The organism is Nonomuraea sp. B12E4 (genome assembly GCF_039871825.1).
Lineage (GTDB): Bacteria > Actinomycetota > Actinomycetes > Streptosporangiales > Streptosporangiaceae > Nonomuraea.
This window is the reverse complement of record NZ_JBDPME010000053.1, coordinates 18,440-33,832: the sequence shown is the minus strand read 5'-3', so window position 1 is coordinate 33,832 and position 15,393 is coordinate 18,440. Positions and strand designations below refer to the sequence as shown.

Sequence of the window (15,393 nt, the reverse complement as noted above, 5' to 3'; positions counted from 1 at the left end):
AACTCTGGCCTTGGACACACCGCCCACGTTCATGACAACGGCGGTTGCCTATGTCCCGAGACACACTCTGTTGAAGTTTCCTATGTCTTGCGACATGGGTTTCCTATGTCCTGAACCAGCACACTGCAGGGGGCACCACACGAACGGGCACCGTCAGGTGCCCGTTCGGCTTTTGCAGAGCCTCGTCCGAGAGGGTGCTGGCGATGTCGGCGGTTTCGCCCGTGAGGGTCACCGTGCAGGTTGCCGTGTGAGTGGTCTTGTCGTAGCGGATCTGTAGGCGGAAGACGTCGAACAGCTTACGGAGAAGCTCTTCAGGCAACCTGTCCAGGTTCGGGACTCTGGGCTGCTCTGCGGAATCCGGCCTCGGCGGGTTCGGGCTCAGCGAGCAGTTGGGGGACGACCTGCTCGGCCACGCTCACCCGGTCGAGTTCGTGTTGCACGTCGGTCAGTTGCTTGGTCAGGTGCTGTGCTTGCCCGGTCAGTTCGGCATCGCGGCTGGTGATTACTGTGACAACCACACGGATACGGATCCTGGAGGGTGGATGTAATCGACTGCGGCGGATCGGTAGCCGACGATTCCGATGCCCGGGGAGGGCAAGCGGACTCGTCGTCATGTGAAAGGCCCGTCACTATCTCTGCTTCGGAGTCAGGAAAAGTCGGGTCCGGTCCCCGAGCCAGGCCGCTTCGAGGATAGCGGTCAGGCTGGCGGTGTCGGTCGGGCCTGGATGGTTCTGGATCAAGCGGGTGACGCCGCCGGCCATCTCCGCGAAGCGTGGGAGGTCGGCGCGTGCCACGCCGATGTGCGCCAAGGTAGCAGGGATGCCGATGTCGGCAAGGAGCCCGTCGAGCCAGGTGAGGAACGTATCCGCGGCCTCGGCATCCGAGGCGTCGGTCACGTCGAGCCCGCACACCCGGGCGAGGATGGCCAAGCGGTCGCCGATGGCGTCCCTGGCCGCGTCCAGCGCGTAGGGCAGCAGCAGCCCGACGCCCAGGCCGTGCGGTGTGTGGGTGGCTGCGCCGATGGGGTACTGGAGCGCGTGCGGCGCCGCGTTGCCTGCGTGGGAAAACGCGAGCCCGGCCAGCATGGACCCATAGGACATGTCGGCGCGCGCGTCCTTGTCGCCTCCGTCCCTGACGACATGGGGCAAGCTGCGGGCGATCCGCTCCGCGGCCAGGAGCGCGTAGTGGTCGGTGATCGGGTTGCGGCCGAGGAAGACCTGTTCCACCGGGTCGCGCGGTCCGTGGGCCCGGGGTCGCGCGGTGTAGCTCTCCACCGCGTGACAGAACGCGTCGATGCCGGAGTGGGCAGTGACGGTCGCCGGGCAGGTGTAGGTGAGCTCGGGGTCGACGATGGCGAAGTCGGGCACGATGTGGACGCTGGAGACCCCCACCTTCAGCTCGCGGTCGGGGTCGGTCAGCACCGAGACGGGCGTGAGCTCGGAGCCGGTGCCTGATGTCGTCGGGACCGCGACGAGAGGCGTCGTCGGCCCCGGCACCTTCGACTCCCCGTAGAAGTCGCGCGGCGTCCCGCCGTGGCACCGGATGACGCCGACGATTTTGGCGAGGTCGATCACCGTGCCGCCCCCGATGGCGAGGATGACGTCGGCGTCCACCTCTGCGGCGGCCGAGACGGCCAGGGCGACATCGGTGAGTGGCACGTCCGGAGTCGCGTCGGCGAAGACCCCGACGAGTTCGACCTTCTCCCGTACGGCGGCCACGATCTCGGCCACGCCCGGCTGCCCCAGCAGGACTCGGTCGGTCACGATGAGGACTCGCGAGCCACACTCGGCCACCACTCGTGGGATGTTCTGCGCGACCCCTTCGCCCACTATCATCTGGCGCGGTCCGCGGACGGTCTCAAGCATGTCAGTGCCTCTCTGGAACGTCGGCGGTGATGTGCCGGGCGGACGTCCGGGTCACCTGCGAGACCGGGACGGCGTCGGCAAGGTGGGTTGCCGGGTGGCGCGGGCGCGCACGCCGGCGGAGTCGGCGGCGTCCCGGGGTGCCGGCGGGTCCGTGCCGGCCATGGTCAGGGTCCCGCCCCACGGGTGGAGGCCGGTCAGGTCATGTGCGCGCAGGACCCGGTGATCCCCGGCGGGGGCCCGGAGCAGCAGGCCGGTCACGGTAGGTCGATCGCCGCGTAGGTGACGTCGAGATACTCGAGGATGCCCTCGTGCGACCCCTCCTTGCCGATCCCGGACTGCTTCACCCCTCCGAACGGAGCTGACGGGTCCGAGATCAGACCACGGTTGATGCCGAGCATCCCCGTCTCCAGCCCCTCGGCGAACCGGAGCGCCCGCTGGAGGTCACGGGTGAAGACGTATCCGGCCAGGCCGTGTTCGGTGTCGTTGGCCTTCGCGATCACCTCGTCGTCGGACGTGAACGAGATGATCGGGGCCACCGGGCCGAAGATTTCCGCCTCCAGCATCCGCGCGTCGTCGGGCACGTCGACGAGGACCGTGGGCGGGTAGAAGTGGCCCGGCCCATCCGGGCGCTCGCCGCCCACCAGGACACGGGCTCCGCGATCGACCGCGTCGGCGACGAGCTCGTCGATCTTGGTGACCGAGGCCTCGTCGATCAGCGCCCCGACGTCCACGCCGTCGTCCAGACCATGGCCCACCGAGAGCGCGCCCATCCGCTTGGCGAAGCGTGCCGTGAACTCCTCGCGCACCGGCTCCTCGACGTAGATTCGGTTGGCCGCGATGCAGGACTCCCCGAGGTTGCGCATTTTGGCCACCATGGCACCGTCGAGCGCGACGTCCAGGTCCGCGTCGGCACACACGATCAAGGCCGCGTTGCCGCCCAGTTCCATGGAGGTGCGCAGCACGTTGTCCGCCGCCTGCCGGAGCAGCACGCGCCCGACCTCGGTCGACCCGGTGAACGAAAGCTTGCGGGTCCGACGGTCGGCCAGCAGTGCCGAGACCACCTCGCCGGCACGCTTGGTCGTCACGACGTTGACGACGCCCGGAGGAACGCCGGCCTCCTCCATGATGCGGGCCAGGAACAGCATGGTGAGTGGCGTCTGGGCCGCCGGCTTGGTGATCGTCGTGCAGCCCGCCGCCAGCGCAGGAGCGATCTTGCGGGCGCCCATGGCCAGCGGAAAGTTCCATGGCGTCACGAAGACGCACGGTCCGACCGGCCTCGGCACGGTGAGGATGCGATATCCACCAGCGGGAGCGGTGTTGTAGCGCCCCTCGACGCGCACCGCCTCCTCGGCGAACCAGCGGAAGAACTCGGCGCCGTAGGCCACCTCTCCGCGAGCCTCCGCGAGCGGCTTGCCCATCTCGAGCGTTATCAGCCGGGCGACCTCCTCGGATCGCTCGGTCAGTGCCCGGTACGTCGCGGTCAGCAACTCCGACCGTTTTCGCGGTGGGGTCGCCGCCCACTCCGCCATTGCCTTGCCCGCCGCGTCCAGAGCGGCGAGCCCGTCAACGACGTCGGCGTCCGCCACCTCGGCGATGGTCTTGCCGGTGGCCGGGTCCTCGACGGCAAAGGTGGCTCCGCCGGCGGCGTTGCGCCAGGCGTCGCCGATCCGGAGCCGCCGGTGCTCGGGGGCCAGGACGTTCATCGGGTCACTCATTGCGTCGCCTCCTGTGATGTTCTTGGTGATGTCCAGCGTGACCTCGGTCAATGTGGCCTTGGCCGCAGGGCGACGCCCCGCGCCGCCGATCGCCTGCTCGGGCCATGGCTGCTTCAGCGTCGTCAGGCCGTGCTTACCGGTGGCGGTCCGCCGAGGCTCGATTGCCACGTACCGGCGCATATTGACCTCGCCGCCCTGCGCGATTACCTCCCGGCCTCGGACAGCGCCAGCCCGGTGCCCGCATCGAACAGGTGCGCGCGGTCCAGGTCGACCGTGACAAGCAGCCGCTCGCCCGGCGTACCGGTGACGGTGGTTCGTGCCTTGACCTTGAGGATCTCCGTCCCCACCCGGACGTCGACCACCGTCCGGTCACCGAGCGGCTCAAGGCCGTAGAGCTCACCCGGCAACGACGCGTCCCCACGCTGCTCGACGGACAGGTCCTCCGCGCGCAGGCCCAGCAGCAGCGGACGACCGTCCTCAGCCGTGGTCCAGCGGGGCCGCGGCAGCGTCCAGCCTTCCGCCCCGACCAGACGATCTCCCTCGGCGTGGCAGGCGAGCAGGCTGATCGGCGGGCTCCCGACGAATCCCGCGACCCACTGGTTGGCTGGACGCTCGTACACCTCGGCCGGCGTTCCGACCTGTTGCACCTTTCCCTCCTTGAGTACCGCGACCTGGTCGGCCATGGACAGGGCCTCGACCTGGTCGTTGGTCACGTAGATGAAGGTCGCTCCGAGGCTCCGGTGGATGCGGGTGAGCTCGGTGCGCATCTCGACGCGGAGCTTGAGGTCGAGGTTCGTCAGCGGCTCGTCCATGAGGAACGCGCGCGGGTGACGGACCAGCGCCCGGGCCAGGGCGACCCGCTGCATCTCACCACCCGACAACTGCGCGGGACGACGCTGCAGCAGACGTTCGATGTGCAGCAGGCTCGACATCCGCTCGACGGCAGCGGCGATCTCGCTCGAGGAACAGCGGCGTGCCCGCAGCGGCGAAGCGATGTTCTCGTACACCGTGTGTCGCGGGTAGAGGGCGTAGTTCTGGAAGACCATGGCCAGGTCGCGTGCGGCCGGGCTGTCACCGGTCGCGTCCCTCCCGTCCAGGTGCACCGACCCGGCGTCAAGCTTCTCGAGGCCGGCGATCGCTCGCAGGGTCGTCGTCTTGCCTGCCCCGGAGGGTCCGAGCACGACGAAGAACGAGCCGTCCGGTATGTCGAGCGTCACCCCGTCCAGGGCCTGGACTTTGCCGAAGGACTTGCACAGCCCGCGCACTGCCACGGTTCCCATCAGGCCACCAGCTCTTCCGTGCTCACGTCGTAGACCGGCGGGGGCCCGCCGGTGTGCCGCAGCCCGACCGGTGCGCCAGCGGTGAAACGGACAGTCGGTGGCATCCGAACCCGTACGTCGCGCTGTCCGTCGTGGTCGACCACGTAGATGATCTCGTCGCCCAGCCACTCCGCCGAGACCACGCGGGCCGGGACCGAACGTTCCGCCCCTGGTTCCGTGACTTCCAGCGCCTCCGGCCGGACGCCCGCGACCAGGCGACGGTCGCGCGGCAGGCCCGGTGGTGGCATGAGGGCCAGCCCACCCTGACTGCGCAGCTTCCCGTCGGCCACCTCCACCTCGATCAGGTTCATCGGCGGGGAGCCGATGAACGCGGCGCAGAAAAGACTCGCCGGACGGTCGTAGACTTCCAGCGGCGTGCCGATCTGCTCGACGCGGCCCTTGTTGAGGATGGCGATTCTGTGACCGAGCGACATCGCCTCGACCTGGTCGTGAGTGACGTAGACCATCGTCGTCCCCAGTTCCCCCTGCAGGTGCTTGATCTCCGTGCGCATGTCCGCCCTCAGCTCCACGTCCAGATTGGTGAGGGGTTCGTCCATGAGGAATGCGCGCGGTCGTCGCACCAGGGCGCGGGCGAGCGCGACGCGCTGCTGCTCCCCGCCGGACAGCCGGTGCGGTCGCCTGTCCAGGAACGGATCGAGCCGCATCAGCCGGGCGGCCTCGTCGACCCGTTTGCGCACCTCCGCCTTGGGCAGTCCCTCGGCCCGCAGCGGGAACGCCAGGTTGTCGCGGGTTCTCAGATGCGGATAGAGAGCGTAGAACTGGAACACCATGGCGATGTCGCGGTCGGCGGGCGGCAGGTCGTTGACCAGCGTGTCACCTATGCGGATGTTGCCCGTCGTCTGCCTTTCCAGGCCGGCTATGGCCCGCAGGGTGGTTGTCTTGCCGCAACCCGAAGGGCCGAGCATCACGAACAGCTCGCCGTCGCGGATGGACAGGTCCACGTGATCGACTGCGACCGTCCCGTCCGGGTAGCGCTTGTGCAGGGCGCTCACCTCGATGCCCGCCATCAGCGTCGCACCGCCCCGAGCGTCACACCGGCGACGAGGTGCTTGCGCACCAGGTAGGCGAAGACGAGCACCGGCAGGGCGAACACCACGGAGGCGGCGGCCACGAGACCCCAGTCCACTGTGGTTCCGCCGATGAGGCCGGCGATGGCGGGCGGGGCCGTCCGCACGTCGTCGCTGGAGGTGAGGAAGATGGCGAACACGAACTCGTTCCACGAGAAGATGAGTGCGAAGACCGCCGTCGCGGCGATGCCGGGCAGGAGCAGGGGGAGGGTGAATCGCCAGAACGCCTGCAAGCGGGTGTAGCCGTCGAGCATGGCGGCGTCCTCGTACTCCGCGGGCACCTCGTCGACGAACCCCTTCATCATCCAGATCGTGAACGGGACGTTGAAGGCGGTGTAGATGAGGATCAGGCCGAGCTTGGTGTCGATGAGCCCGACTTGGCGGTACATGAGGAAGATCGGGATCACGACCACCACGGGCGGCATGAAGCGGGTGGACAGGATGAAGAACAGCTGGTCCTTCTTGGCCTTCACGGCGAAGCGTGAGTAGGCCCAGGCCGCCGGGACCCCCAGCACGGTGGCCAGCGCCGTGGAGACCCCGGCGACCAGGACGGAGTTGAGGAACGAGGCGGACAAGCTCGAACGACCACCGCCGGAGGCGACGAACACGTCCTTGAAATGCTCCATGGTGACCTTGAAGTCGAAGAACTTGGCCGGGATGGCGTAGACGTCCCGGTTCTCCTTGATGGACGTCTCGATCATCCACAGCACCGGGAAGAGCATCACAATGGCCAGCACGGTCAGGAGCGCGACCTCCAGCACGGCGCGGCCCCGGCCGCCGAAGCGGCGCGAGGGGGGCGTGTGATCCCGGGCAGGACCTGTGGACACGGCCTCGTCGACGGAGAGGGCCATCAGTCCTCCTTGAGCTTGTTCAAGTAGCGCAGGTAGAGCTGCGTAAGGACGATGACGATGAGGACCATGAGGATCCCGTACGCCGAGGCGGTTCCGGTGTTGAAGCCCAGGAACGCGACCTTGTAGACGTGGAACGACAACGTCTCGGTGGAGACCCCCGGGCCTCCGCTGGTGAGGATGTAGACGAGGTCGAACAGCCGGAAGGCCTCGATCGCCCTGAACAACACGGCGATGAGGAGCAGCGGCCACACCAGCGGAAGAGTGATGGTGCGGAACTGGAACCACTCGGACGCCCGATCGATCGAGGCGGCCTCGTACAGGTACTTGGGAACCGCGGTGAGGCCCGCGAGTGCGATGAGCATGATGAACGGCGTCCATTGCCAGGTGTCGACCAGGATCAGGGAGATCAGTGCCGTTCGCTGCCGGGTGAGCCACTCCACCTGCCCCAGGCCGAGCGAGCCGAGCATGCTGTTGATCACGCCGAATTGCGCGTCGAGCATGAAGCGCCAGAACAGCCCGACCACGACCGGCGACAGCATCATCGGAACCAGGAACAGGGTGGTCAGCAGTCCTCGTCCGTGCGTGCGCCGTGAGATCAGGTAGGCGATGGCGAAACCGAGCACGGTCTGCAGGGTGACCGCGCCGACCACGTAGATCAACGTCGTCAGGGCCCTCTGGTGGACCTGCGGCGAAGTCAGGATGGCGGTGTAGTTCTCGAACCAGAGGAACTGGGCGGGCCCGCCGCGAGTGGCCGAGTAGTCGGTGAAGGACAGGTACAACGCCCACAGCAACGGGAACACCGACATGGCGAGCAACAGCAGCAGCGCGGGAGAGGTGAAGGCCACGGCGAGCCCGCGGTCGCTCAAGCGGCGGGACCGGCCCGGTGCGGGCGGCGTCGCGGACGCCACCTGCCCGGGGTGGTCGGTCGTCAGAGGGGCGGAGTCACTCACAGTCCGCCGCCGCCCTTGCCACTGCCGGCGTTGAGCACGCCCTGCTGCTGCTTGGCGATGTCGTCGAGCGCGTCCTTCGGCGCCTTCGCGCCGTTGAGAGCCGCGTTCACGTTGGTGTTCTCGATGTCGACGAGGCGCGCGTACTCGGGCACGTTCCACATGTCCCGCATCCGCGGAACCGAGTCGGTGTACACCTGGTTGAACGGCTGGGCGTTGAGGAACTCGGGCGACTCCAGGGCGTCCGTACGCGATGGCACGCCACCAGCCGCGGCCCACTTCTTCTGGATGTCACCCTGCTCGAACCACTTCATGAAGTTCAGGGCCTCCGCCTGGTTCGCCTCGGGCGAGTAGGCCGACACGTGCATCCCCATGCCGCCGAGAGGCACCAGGTTCGTCTTCTGGCTCGGCAGGGTGGCGAAGCCCAGCTTGTCGAGAATCTGCTCCCGCGTGGTGCCGAGCGTCGACTGCTTCGGGTCGAGCAGGCCGCCGCTCGCGGCGATCCAGTTGAACGCGATGCAGGTCTTGCCCTGGGCGACCGCCGCGTTCACCTCGTCGATGAACCAGTTGCCGGAGCCCTTGGCGGTCAGCGGCTTCATCTTGTTGACCAGGACGTCCATCGCCTCCTGGCCCGCGGTGTCGTTGAGGACGCCGTCGATCTTGCGCGTCTTGGGGTCCCAGAGGTTGCCGCCGTAGACGCCGTTGACCGTGTTGTAGGTGACGGCCGCGGCGTCGGAGCCGTTGGCCTGGTGGAAGGCCAGCCCGCTGACGCCAGGGTTGTCCGCCTGGCACTTCTCGGCGACTGAGATCATCTGGTCCCAGGTCTGCGGTGGTTCGTCGCCGATCAGGTCCTTGCGGTAGATCATCGTCCAGGTGTCGCCGAGCAGCGGCAGTCCGTACAGGCTGGCGTTTTCGTCGCGCTTCCCGGTCTCCGCCTGGGGGAACTGGCCGTAGGCCGCCAGCAGGTACGGGTTGTAGGCCTTGACGTCGATGTTCTTCTTGACGAAGTCGGTGATGTCGAGGATGTTGCCGTTCGTCACGGCCTCGCCGATGTGTTGCGAGTCCAGGATCGGGATGTCGAAGTCGGTCTTGTGTGCGGCGAACTGGGTGAACATCGCGTCGTGCCAGTTCGCGTTCGGCACGGTCTTGACCTTGATGGTCACGTTCGGCCGTCCCTTGGCGTACTCCGCGTTCGCGAAGGCTTCCAGCGCGTGGGCGGGGGGCCAGTCGAACCAGATGAAGCTGAGGGTCAGCGGATCCTTGGTGAGCTCCGGGATGGTCGCCGGCGCCTTGGGGGCGCTGCCGTCCTGACCGCCGCAAGCCGCCACGGTCGTGGCCACTAACATGGCCGCCGTAGCCAGCCGCGCCTTTCGACCGGGAACCGACAATCGTCCTGTTCGCTTTGGATACCGCATCTTCTTGCCTGCTTTCTGGGGGGATTTGTGGGCCTTGCCGCGTGCTTCGCCGAGCAGTTGCTGGGTTGGTCAGGCGTGTTGCCGGCTGTCGCGGGGGCTGATCAGCAGACCGGCGTCACGAGTACGCCGCGACTTCATGGGGCTTCAAGCAGTCGGGAAGTCCTTCGGTCCTGGTGCGGCCCGATGACGAACCGAATAGGACGTCGAGCATGCTCATAAGAGCTCCAACTGATCGAAGCGGAGCGATGGCGGGCGATTCCCCGATGGGTGAAGGATGACTGGCGTCCGCCACCTTTCCTATACGATCCGAGGGGGAGCGTCAACATCCCGCAATGCTGCGACCGATGCCAGCAGGTTCCCGAAGACGCGAGAAAGGACCTCACGTGACGATGGACGACGAAGCGATGATCGCGCGGCGCCGTGGGGCCATGACGGGCGGAATCCCGCCGGGAAGATCTCGCGGCCGGCTTGCCGACGAGGTGTACGACACGCTGCTCGGACAGATGATGTCGCTACGGATCGAGCCGGGCTCCCGCGTCACGATCGACGCCCTGGCGCGAGAGCTGGGGGTCTCACAGACGCCGATCCGAGACGCTCTGAACCGCATGGAGGCCGAGGGCCTGGTCGTGCGTGTGCCCCACGCCGGCTATCGCATTCCCCCCCAGATCACCCATCACCGATTCGAGGACATGCTTGAGGTCCGCCTGCTCCTCGAGCCGGCGGCGGCGCGCAGATCCGCCGAACGCGCATCCTTGCAGCAGGTGGCCGGTCTGCGGCTGCTGCTGGAGGAGATGGCGGAGCTGGAGGGGGGCGACGGGCTCATGGCCTATGGCGCCTTCGGGCTGCGCGACGCCGCTTTCCACGATCTCGTCGCCCTGAGCGCGGAGAACCAGGTCATCCGCGAAACGCTCGCCCGCCTGCACACGCACGTGCACCTGTTCAGGCTTCTCCACGACACCCAGGTCACTCACCTGGCCATGGCCGAGCACGAAGAAGTCCTGACCGCGATCGCCGCGCGTGACCCCGACGCCGCCGCCTACGCCATGCGCCGGCACATCCTGCGGTCCGGCGAGCGGTTCCGGCGATTGTTCGACGAGGCCGAGGGCGCGGACGGAATGGTGGTGCAGGCTTGACGGGCGGGCCGGGCCGGGGAATGCTAAGTCAACCCGATCGGATCGGATTGGATCCACCTCACCCGCCCCAGATGCGAGGAGAAGCAGGTGCCCAGAGCGCTGCTCCTGACCGGCGACGCCGCCGAGGAGCTCGACACCATGTATCCCTACTATCGCGTACAGGAGGGCGGCTGGGACGTTGACGTCTCGTCACGGACGATGCGTGACGTTCAGCTGGTCATCCACGAGTTCGACCCCAACTCCGACGCCTACGTGGAGAAGAACGGCCGGAAGTTGCCGGTCGACGTGCCCTGGGCCGAGGTCGACGTCGAGCGCTATGACGCCCTCATCATCCCCGGGGGACGTGCCCCCGAGTGGATCCGGGTCGACGCCGACGTCAGGCGCATCACCGAGCACTTCTTCGCGCGCAATCTCCCGATCGCGCTGGTGTGCCACGGCGCGCAGGTGCCGGCTGTGTACGGGCTGCTGAAGGGCCGGAAGACGGCGTGCTTCCCGCCCATCACCGGTGACATGGAGAACGCGGGCGCGACGGTCATCGACGCTCCCGACGTCGTGGACGGCAACCTCGTCTCCTGCAGAGGGTGGCCGGACATGCCGAAATTCGGCAGGGCGATGATGGAGGTCTTCTCGAAGTCCGTCAACTCCGCATCGGCATGAGCACACCTGGCCCGTCCCGGTGACGGCATCCCGGACCGTCACAGTCGACGGCTCCCCCGTCCACGTCCTGGAGAGCGGCACCGGGCCCGCGGTGCTGATGCTGCACGGCTCCGGACCCGGTACGACCGGATCCGGTGCCTGGGCAACGACGGCACAGGCGCTGGGCACGTCCTGGCACCTGGTGGCTCCTGACCAGGCGGGGTTCGGCCGTACACCGATCCCGGCCGGCTCCAGGGGCGGGCTCCGGCTGTGGACGGAGCAGGCCGCGGGCCTGATGGATGCTCTCGGTACCGAGCACTACGCCGTGGTGGGCCACTCCATGGGCGGCGCCGTGGCGCTGGCGTTGGCGGCCGCGCGTCCCCGGCAGGTCACCCATGTCGTGGCGGTCTCGACGATGGGCGCCCCCGGGGCGCCGCTGTCGGCCGAGCTCGACGCGATCTGGGCCGCCCCTGCCGACCCGCTCGGGGCACGAGACATGTTGAGTCGCCTCGTCCTCGACCAGGCGCTCGTGACCGAGTCGGCCGTCGCCGCCCGTGCGGCCGCGATGCGAGCGGGGGCGGCCGCATTCGCGTCGTTGTTCCCTCCACCCAGGGCACGCTGGGCCGACGACCTCACCCTCTCGGCGCGAACGCTGGCAGGGGTGCGCGCGCCCGTGCTGCTCGTCCACGGTGCCGAGGACCGGGTCACCCCGCTCGGGACGGCAGCCCTGCCCCTGCTCGAGCACCTGGCCGATGTCCGTCTGCACGTGCTCGGCCGATGCGGGCACGTACCGGCGCTCGAACACCCGCACGACTTCAGGCGGCTCCTGTCGTGCTTCCTCGGCCGGGAACGAGGTCCCTGACTCGTATCCGTGGGCCGTGGGTTCAAGTCCCGCCCGCCCTGCCACTGCGCTTGCCGAAAATTCCATCCGTGCAGTTCAAGCGGCATGTGAGTACTCGTGGAGTATTCCGCCGAGCCGGTCTCGCCGGCGTATGGTCAAGTCGGCGATTCGCTCTGGAGCAGCCATCGGATCCGGGACCGGACGCAGCGGAGCCGCCTGGAGAAGGGCTTGGTGGGCGCGGTGCCGGTTGTAGAACTCTTCGTACTCACGCAGGGCATACCGCGGGTGGCGTTCGTTCCAGAGCAGGCAGCGGTCAAGCAACTAGCGGCGGCACGACTGCACCCACCGCTCCATGAGCGCGTTCATTCGCGGCATCCGGATACCGGTGAGAACGGTCTGGATGCCGACATCTGTGGTGCCGAGGACGCGGACGCGTCTGGTGGCGTGCTCGATGACGGCCAGGATGTACTGACGGCGCCCCTCAAGGGTGACGGTCTCGATGAAGTCACAGGCCAGCAGCGCGTCAGCTTGGGAGCGCAGAAAGCCGGCCCAGGTCGTGGACGCCCGCTCGGACGTGGGTTCTCCCGGACCAGGCGCAGGACGAGGGCGCGGATGGAACGGACGGTTCGCGGGCGCCCGCGCCGTTTCGGCACGCAGGCACGCCATCGGCAGCAACCGCAGCACTGCGAAGGTGTTCGTGACAGCAAGATAGGCCAGGTGAAGGAGCACGACCGGTCATCCTGCCGCACTGGCTCCCTCTGGAGTCGAAGCCTGCCTACGAGAGAAGCCCTGCAAGGTCGTGACCTGGAGGGATGAAATCATCGGCAGGCGCACGCAGGGCCAGACGGACCCGTTCGCGCCGTGCGGGTCGATCCCCGCGGCGTTCAGCATCTCCCGGACGGCGACCTTCGACAGCTCGCCGGCAGGCGTCCCCGTGTTGAAAGTTCCACAAACACCGCCGCGCGGACGACTGTGATGACGCGGGTAGACCGCCGCATCGCACGGCGTCACATGGTCTGCGACCAGCCTGTTGATCCGTGGGGCGAGATCGTCGCCCTTTACGGGCCGTACGGAAACCGCGATTCACCGCTTGTTTCGGAGAGCGGTCCTTTATATGGGGCTGTCCAGTTCGTGGCCATTGTGTGATCCTCCCCTCGAGAAGGCATGTCCCGCGGCGTCTCGGGCGCGGCCCGCGCGCTCTGGATCGCGACCGGCGGCGGGGAGAGATGGGAAATCTTTTCACAGAATGCGCGCCCTAGTGTCGACTGCAACCAGGGAGTTTTGTACATCGGTGGATATCTCTCCTTGTAGCGGGACGGTACTATCCGGGTTCCACCGAGACCCATCAGAAAAATGTGGCTTACGCCGATAAAAAGCACCATGGTGTCGCTCCGCACCCCGACACCGTGTGCCGCACGATCGCCCAGGTCAGCGCTGCCAGCGTGGATGCCGCCTACGCCGCCCATCGAGCCGGCCAGATACGTGAGCTGTATGACGACCCCGACGAGTTGATCCCGATGACGGTCGACGGCAAGACCCTGCGCGGCACCGCCACCCAGGACACACCCGCCCAGCCCCACCGAGACGTTCGCCGGGGCTGGGCCGATATCCGGTCGCGAGGTTACGCGCTGGTGCAGGTGTATCCGGTTGGCAGGGCCGTGTTGCCGGCGGGACGGCTGGCCTGGAAGCCGAAGCTGGTGGTGGCTCCGGGGGCCAACGTGCCGTTATGGCTCACGCTCTTGGCCGTGACGGTCTGCCCGCTGGTGGTGACGGTGGCGTTCCACGAGCCGGTCAGCGTGTGCCCGGCCGGGAGCGTGAAGGTGACCGTCCAATTGGTGATCGTCGAGGTACTGGTATTGGTGATGGTCAGCGGCTGGATCACATAGCCGGTGCCCCACTGGGTCTGCACGGTCGGCGTCGCCGAGCAGGTTACGGTGGTGGTGCCGCTGGTGGTGACCTGGACGGTGTTGGACACCGGCGAGAGGTTGCCGGCGGCGTCCCGCGCCCGGACCTGGTAGCGGTAGGTGGTGCTCGGGGTCAGGCCCGTGTCGCTGTACGAGGTCGTGGCCGAGGTGCCGACCTGGGCGAAGGTGCCGCCGGTGGCCCCGGGTGCGCGCAGGATGTCATAGCCCGCGACCCCCACGTCGTCAGTGGAAGCGGCCCAGGACAGATTGGTGCCGCCGGCGGTGGTGCCGGAGGCCGCCAGCCCGCCCGGGGCGGTGGGTGGCGTGGTGTCGCCGCCGGTGGAGGTCGTGGTGAACGTGACGAACGCGGAGTTGGCCGACAGGTTGCCCGCGCCGTCGCGTGCTCGTACGTAGACCTGGTATTCGGTGTCGGCGGTCAGCCCGGTCAGGGTGATCGAGTTGGTGGTGGACTGGCCGAGCAGCGGGTCGGTGGTGCCCGTTACTCGGTAGACGTTGTAACCCGCCAGGCCGGAGCCGCCCTGGTCGGTGGATGCCGTCCAGGTCAGGGTGGCGCTGGTGGCGGTCACGTTGGAGACGGCGGGAGTGCCCGGAGAGGTCGGCGGAGTGGTGTCGTTCGTGCTCTGGAACTGGTTGAAGAAGTTCCACACCACTGCCTTGGTCCAGGTACGTGCGCCGTCGTCAGCGGTGGACCCATCCACTGGGCCAGGGGTGTGCCCCCCGTCGAACGCCGCCCACGCGACCGGGTACCCGGATCGGCATCCCGAGTAGGCGGTGACGACGTGCGTCAGGCTGCCCTGTGCCGGCTCGGGCGGATTTTGGGGAGTGCACCCGTTGTTCCTGACGAACGTGTCGCGCAGCGACCGGCCCTGAGAGATGTTGAGTACGTTGTCCCTGAGGCCGTGGAGCCCGATGTAGGCGATGGGCTGGGTGCCGCCGCTGCATCCGCTGAGCTGTGCGCCGGAGTAGACCGCGACCGCGCGGAAGACCGTCGCCCGGGCGCAGGCCAGGGCGTAACTCATGCCGCCGCCGTAGCTGAAGCCTCCGGCGAACCGCTGCGTGGTGTCGACGCACAGGTCTGCTTCGATCAGCCTGAGCAGGTCGTCGACGAAGGTCAGGTCTTGCCCGCCGGAATTCGCCCAGCCGTTGTTCAGCCCCTGGGGGGCGACGAAGATCGCAGTGTTGTTCGCCAGTTGCCTGAGCCCGTAGTAAGACCAGGTGAATCCGCTGCTCCCGCCCGAGTCGACGTCGTTGGCGGTGCCGTTGAGCCAGTGGAAGCCGAAGATCAACCGGTAGGGGTTGGCGTTGTTGTAGTTGTCGGGAATTCTCAGAATGAAGGAGCGAGTCCGGCCGCCGCTCTGGATCGATTGCGTACCGCTTCTGAGTGTTGGAGTCTTGCCGCATCCTGGCGTCGCGGCGGCGGCGCTCGCCGCGCGTGACGTGGTTTCGCTGCTGCTCAGCGCCGTACCTCCGGTGGCCACCGCGAGAAGCACCGCCGCGATGACAGCGGCGAGGACGGATTTACGCCGCATCATCACTCACCCGCCTGTGGCACCGCGGGGAGGGACGGTGTCAGGGCGTCGGTTAGCGTTAACATGAGCTGGATCAGTCCTCTCCTTCGTGCGGAACTGGCGTGATCGGAGGGCATGACGGAAAACCGT

15 protein-coding genes are annotated in these 15,393 nt (G+C 67.8%); 3 read left to right on the top strand and 12 right to left on the bottom strand.

All coding sequences use genetic code 11. The features are described from left to right. Window positions 1–103: 103 nt before the first annotated feature. The 10 genes from ABGB18_RS47790 to ABGB18_RS47745 all read right to left on the bottom strand — a co-directional run bounded on the left by ABGB18_RS47790 (window position 104) and on the right by ABGB18_RS47745 (window position 9,131). Window positions 104–319, bottom strand: coding sequence for a hypothetical protein (locus ABGB18_RS47790; protein WP_347702375.1), 216 nt, complete (start codon window positions 317–319; stop codon window positions 104–106). Next, entirely contained in the window at window positions 312–518 is a 207-nt protein-coding gene (locus ABGB18_RS47785; RefSeq protein ID WP_347702374.1) for a hypothetical protein, read from the bottom strand. Before ABGB18_RS47785 ends, ABGB18_RS47790 begins: the two co-directional genes overlap by 8 nt. 111 nt (window positions 519–629) lie before the next feature. After that, a complete protein-coding gene (locus ABGB18_RS47780) occupies window positions 630–1,835 on the bottom strand; it encodes an iron-containing alcohol dehydrogenase (RefSeq protein ID WP_347702373.1) in 1,206 nt (401 codons plus the stop codon). An 81-nt stretch (window positions 1,836–1,916) separates the two neighbouring features. Next, entirely contained in the window at window positions 1,917–2,123 is a 207-nt protein-coding gene (locus tag ABGB18_RS47775) for a hypothetical protein (RefSeq protein WP_347702372.1), read from the bottom strand. Then, on the bottom strand, window positions 2,120–3,580 hold the full coding sequence (locus ABGB18_RS47770; RefSeq protein ID WP_347702378.1) for an NAD-dependent succinate-semialdehyde dehydrogenase: 1,461 nt from the start codon (window positions 3,578–3,580) through the stop codon (window positions 2,120–2,122). The genes ABGB18_RS47775 and ABGB18_RS47770 overlap by 4 nt, the downstream gene beginning before the upstream one ends. 203 nt (window positions 3,581–3,783) lie before the next feature. Next, entirely contained in the window at window positions 3,784–4,860 is a 1,077-nt protein-coding gene (locus tag ABGB18_RS47765; RefSeq protein ID WP_347702371.1) for an ABC transporter ATP-binding protein, read from the bottom strand. Next, a complete protein-coding gene (locus tag ABGB18_RS47760; RefSeq protein WP_347702370.1) occupies window positions 4,860–5,927 on the bottom strand; it encodes an ATP-binding cassette domain-containing protein in 1,068 nt (355 codons plus the stop codon). The genes ABGB18_RS47765 and ABGB18_RS47760 overlap by 1 nt, the downstream gene beginning before the upstream one ends. Then, window positions 5,927–6,838, bottom strand: a complete 912-nt coding sequence (locus ABGB18_RS47755; protein ID WP_347702369.1) for a carbohydrate ABC transporter permease — start codon at window positions 6,836–6,838, stop codon at window positions 5,927–5,929. Before ABGB18_RS47755 ends, ABGB18_RS47760 begins: the two co-directional genes overlap by 1 nt. Continuing rightward, the gene (locus ABGB18_RS47750) at window positions 6,838–7,704 is read right to left on the bottom strand and encodes a sugar ABC transporter permease (protein ID WP_347702368.1); all 867 of its coding nucleotides are present in this window, start codon (window positions 7,702–7,704) and stop codon (window positions 6,838–6,840) included. The genes ABGB18_RS47755 and ABGB18_RS47750 overlap by 1 nt, the downstream gene beginning before the upstream one ends. Before the next feature lie 80 nt (window positions 7,705–7,784). Beyond that, a complete protein-coding gene (locus ABGB18_RS47745) occupies window positions 7,785–9,131 on the bottom strand; it encodes an extracellular solute-binding protein (protein ID WP_347702367.1) in 1,347 nt (448 codons plus the stop codon). A gap of 458 nt (window positions 9,132–9,589) precedes the next feature. Here ABGB18_RS47745 and ABGB18_RS47740 point away from each other — a divergent pair, with 458 nt between their 5' ends. The 3 genes from ABGB18_RS47740 to ABGB18_RS47730 all read left to right on the top strand — a co-directional run bounded on the left by ABGB18_RS47740 (window position 9,590) and on the right by ABGB18_RS47730 (window position 11,831). Further along, entirely contained in the window at window positions 9,590–10,333 is a 744-nt protein-coding gene (locus tag ABGB18_RS47740; protein WP_347702377.1) for a GntR family transcriptional regulator, read from the top strand. Window positions 10,334–10,420: 87 nt separating this feature from the next. Beyond that, a complete protein-coding gene (locus ABGB18_RS47735; protein ID WP_347702366.1) occupies window positions 10,421–10,990 on the top strand; it encodes a DJ-1/PfpI family protein in 570 nt (189 codons plus the stop codon). Between the two features lie 19 nt (window positions 10,991–11,009). Next, window positions 11,010–11,831 carry an alpha/beta hydrolase gene (locus ABGB18_RS47730; protein WP_347702365.1) on the top strand — a complete coding sequence of 274 codons (822 nt, stop codon included), beginning with the start codon at window positions 11,010–11,012 and terminating at the stop codon, window positions 11,829–11,831. A 300-nt stretch (window positions 11,832–12,131) separates the two neighbouring features. Here ABGB18_RS47730 and ABGB18_RS47725 read toward each other — a convergent pair whose 3' ends face one another. Beyond that, complete coding sequence (locus ABGB18_RS47725; protein ID WP_347702364.1) at window positions 12,132–12,539, bottom strand: hypothetical protein; 408 nt, start codon at window positions 12,537–12,539, stop codon at window positions 12,132–12,134. Window positions 12,540–13,431: 892 nt separating this feature from the next. Continuing rightward, on the bottom strand, window positions 13,432–15,267 hold the full coding sequence (locus ABGB18_RS47720) for a cellulose binding domain-containing protein (RefSeq protein ID WP_347702363.1): 1,836 nt from the start codon (window positions 15,265–15,267) through the stop codon (window positions 13,432–13,434). Window positions 15,268–15,393: the final 126 nt, after the last annotated feature.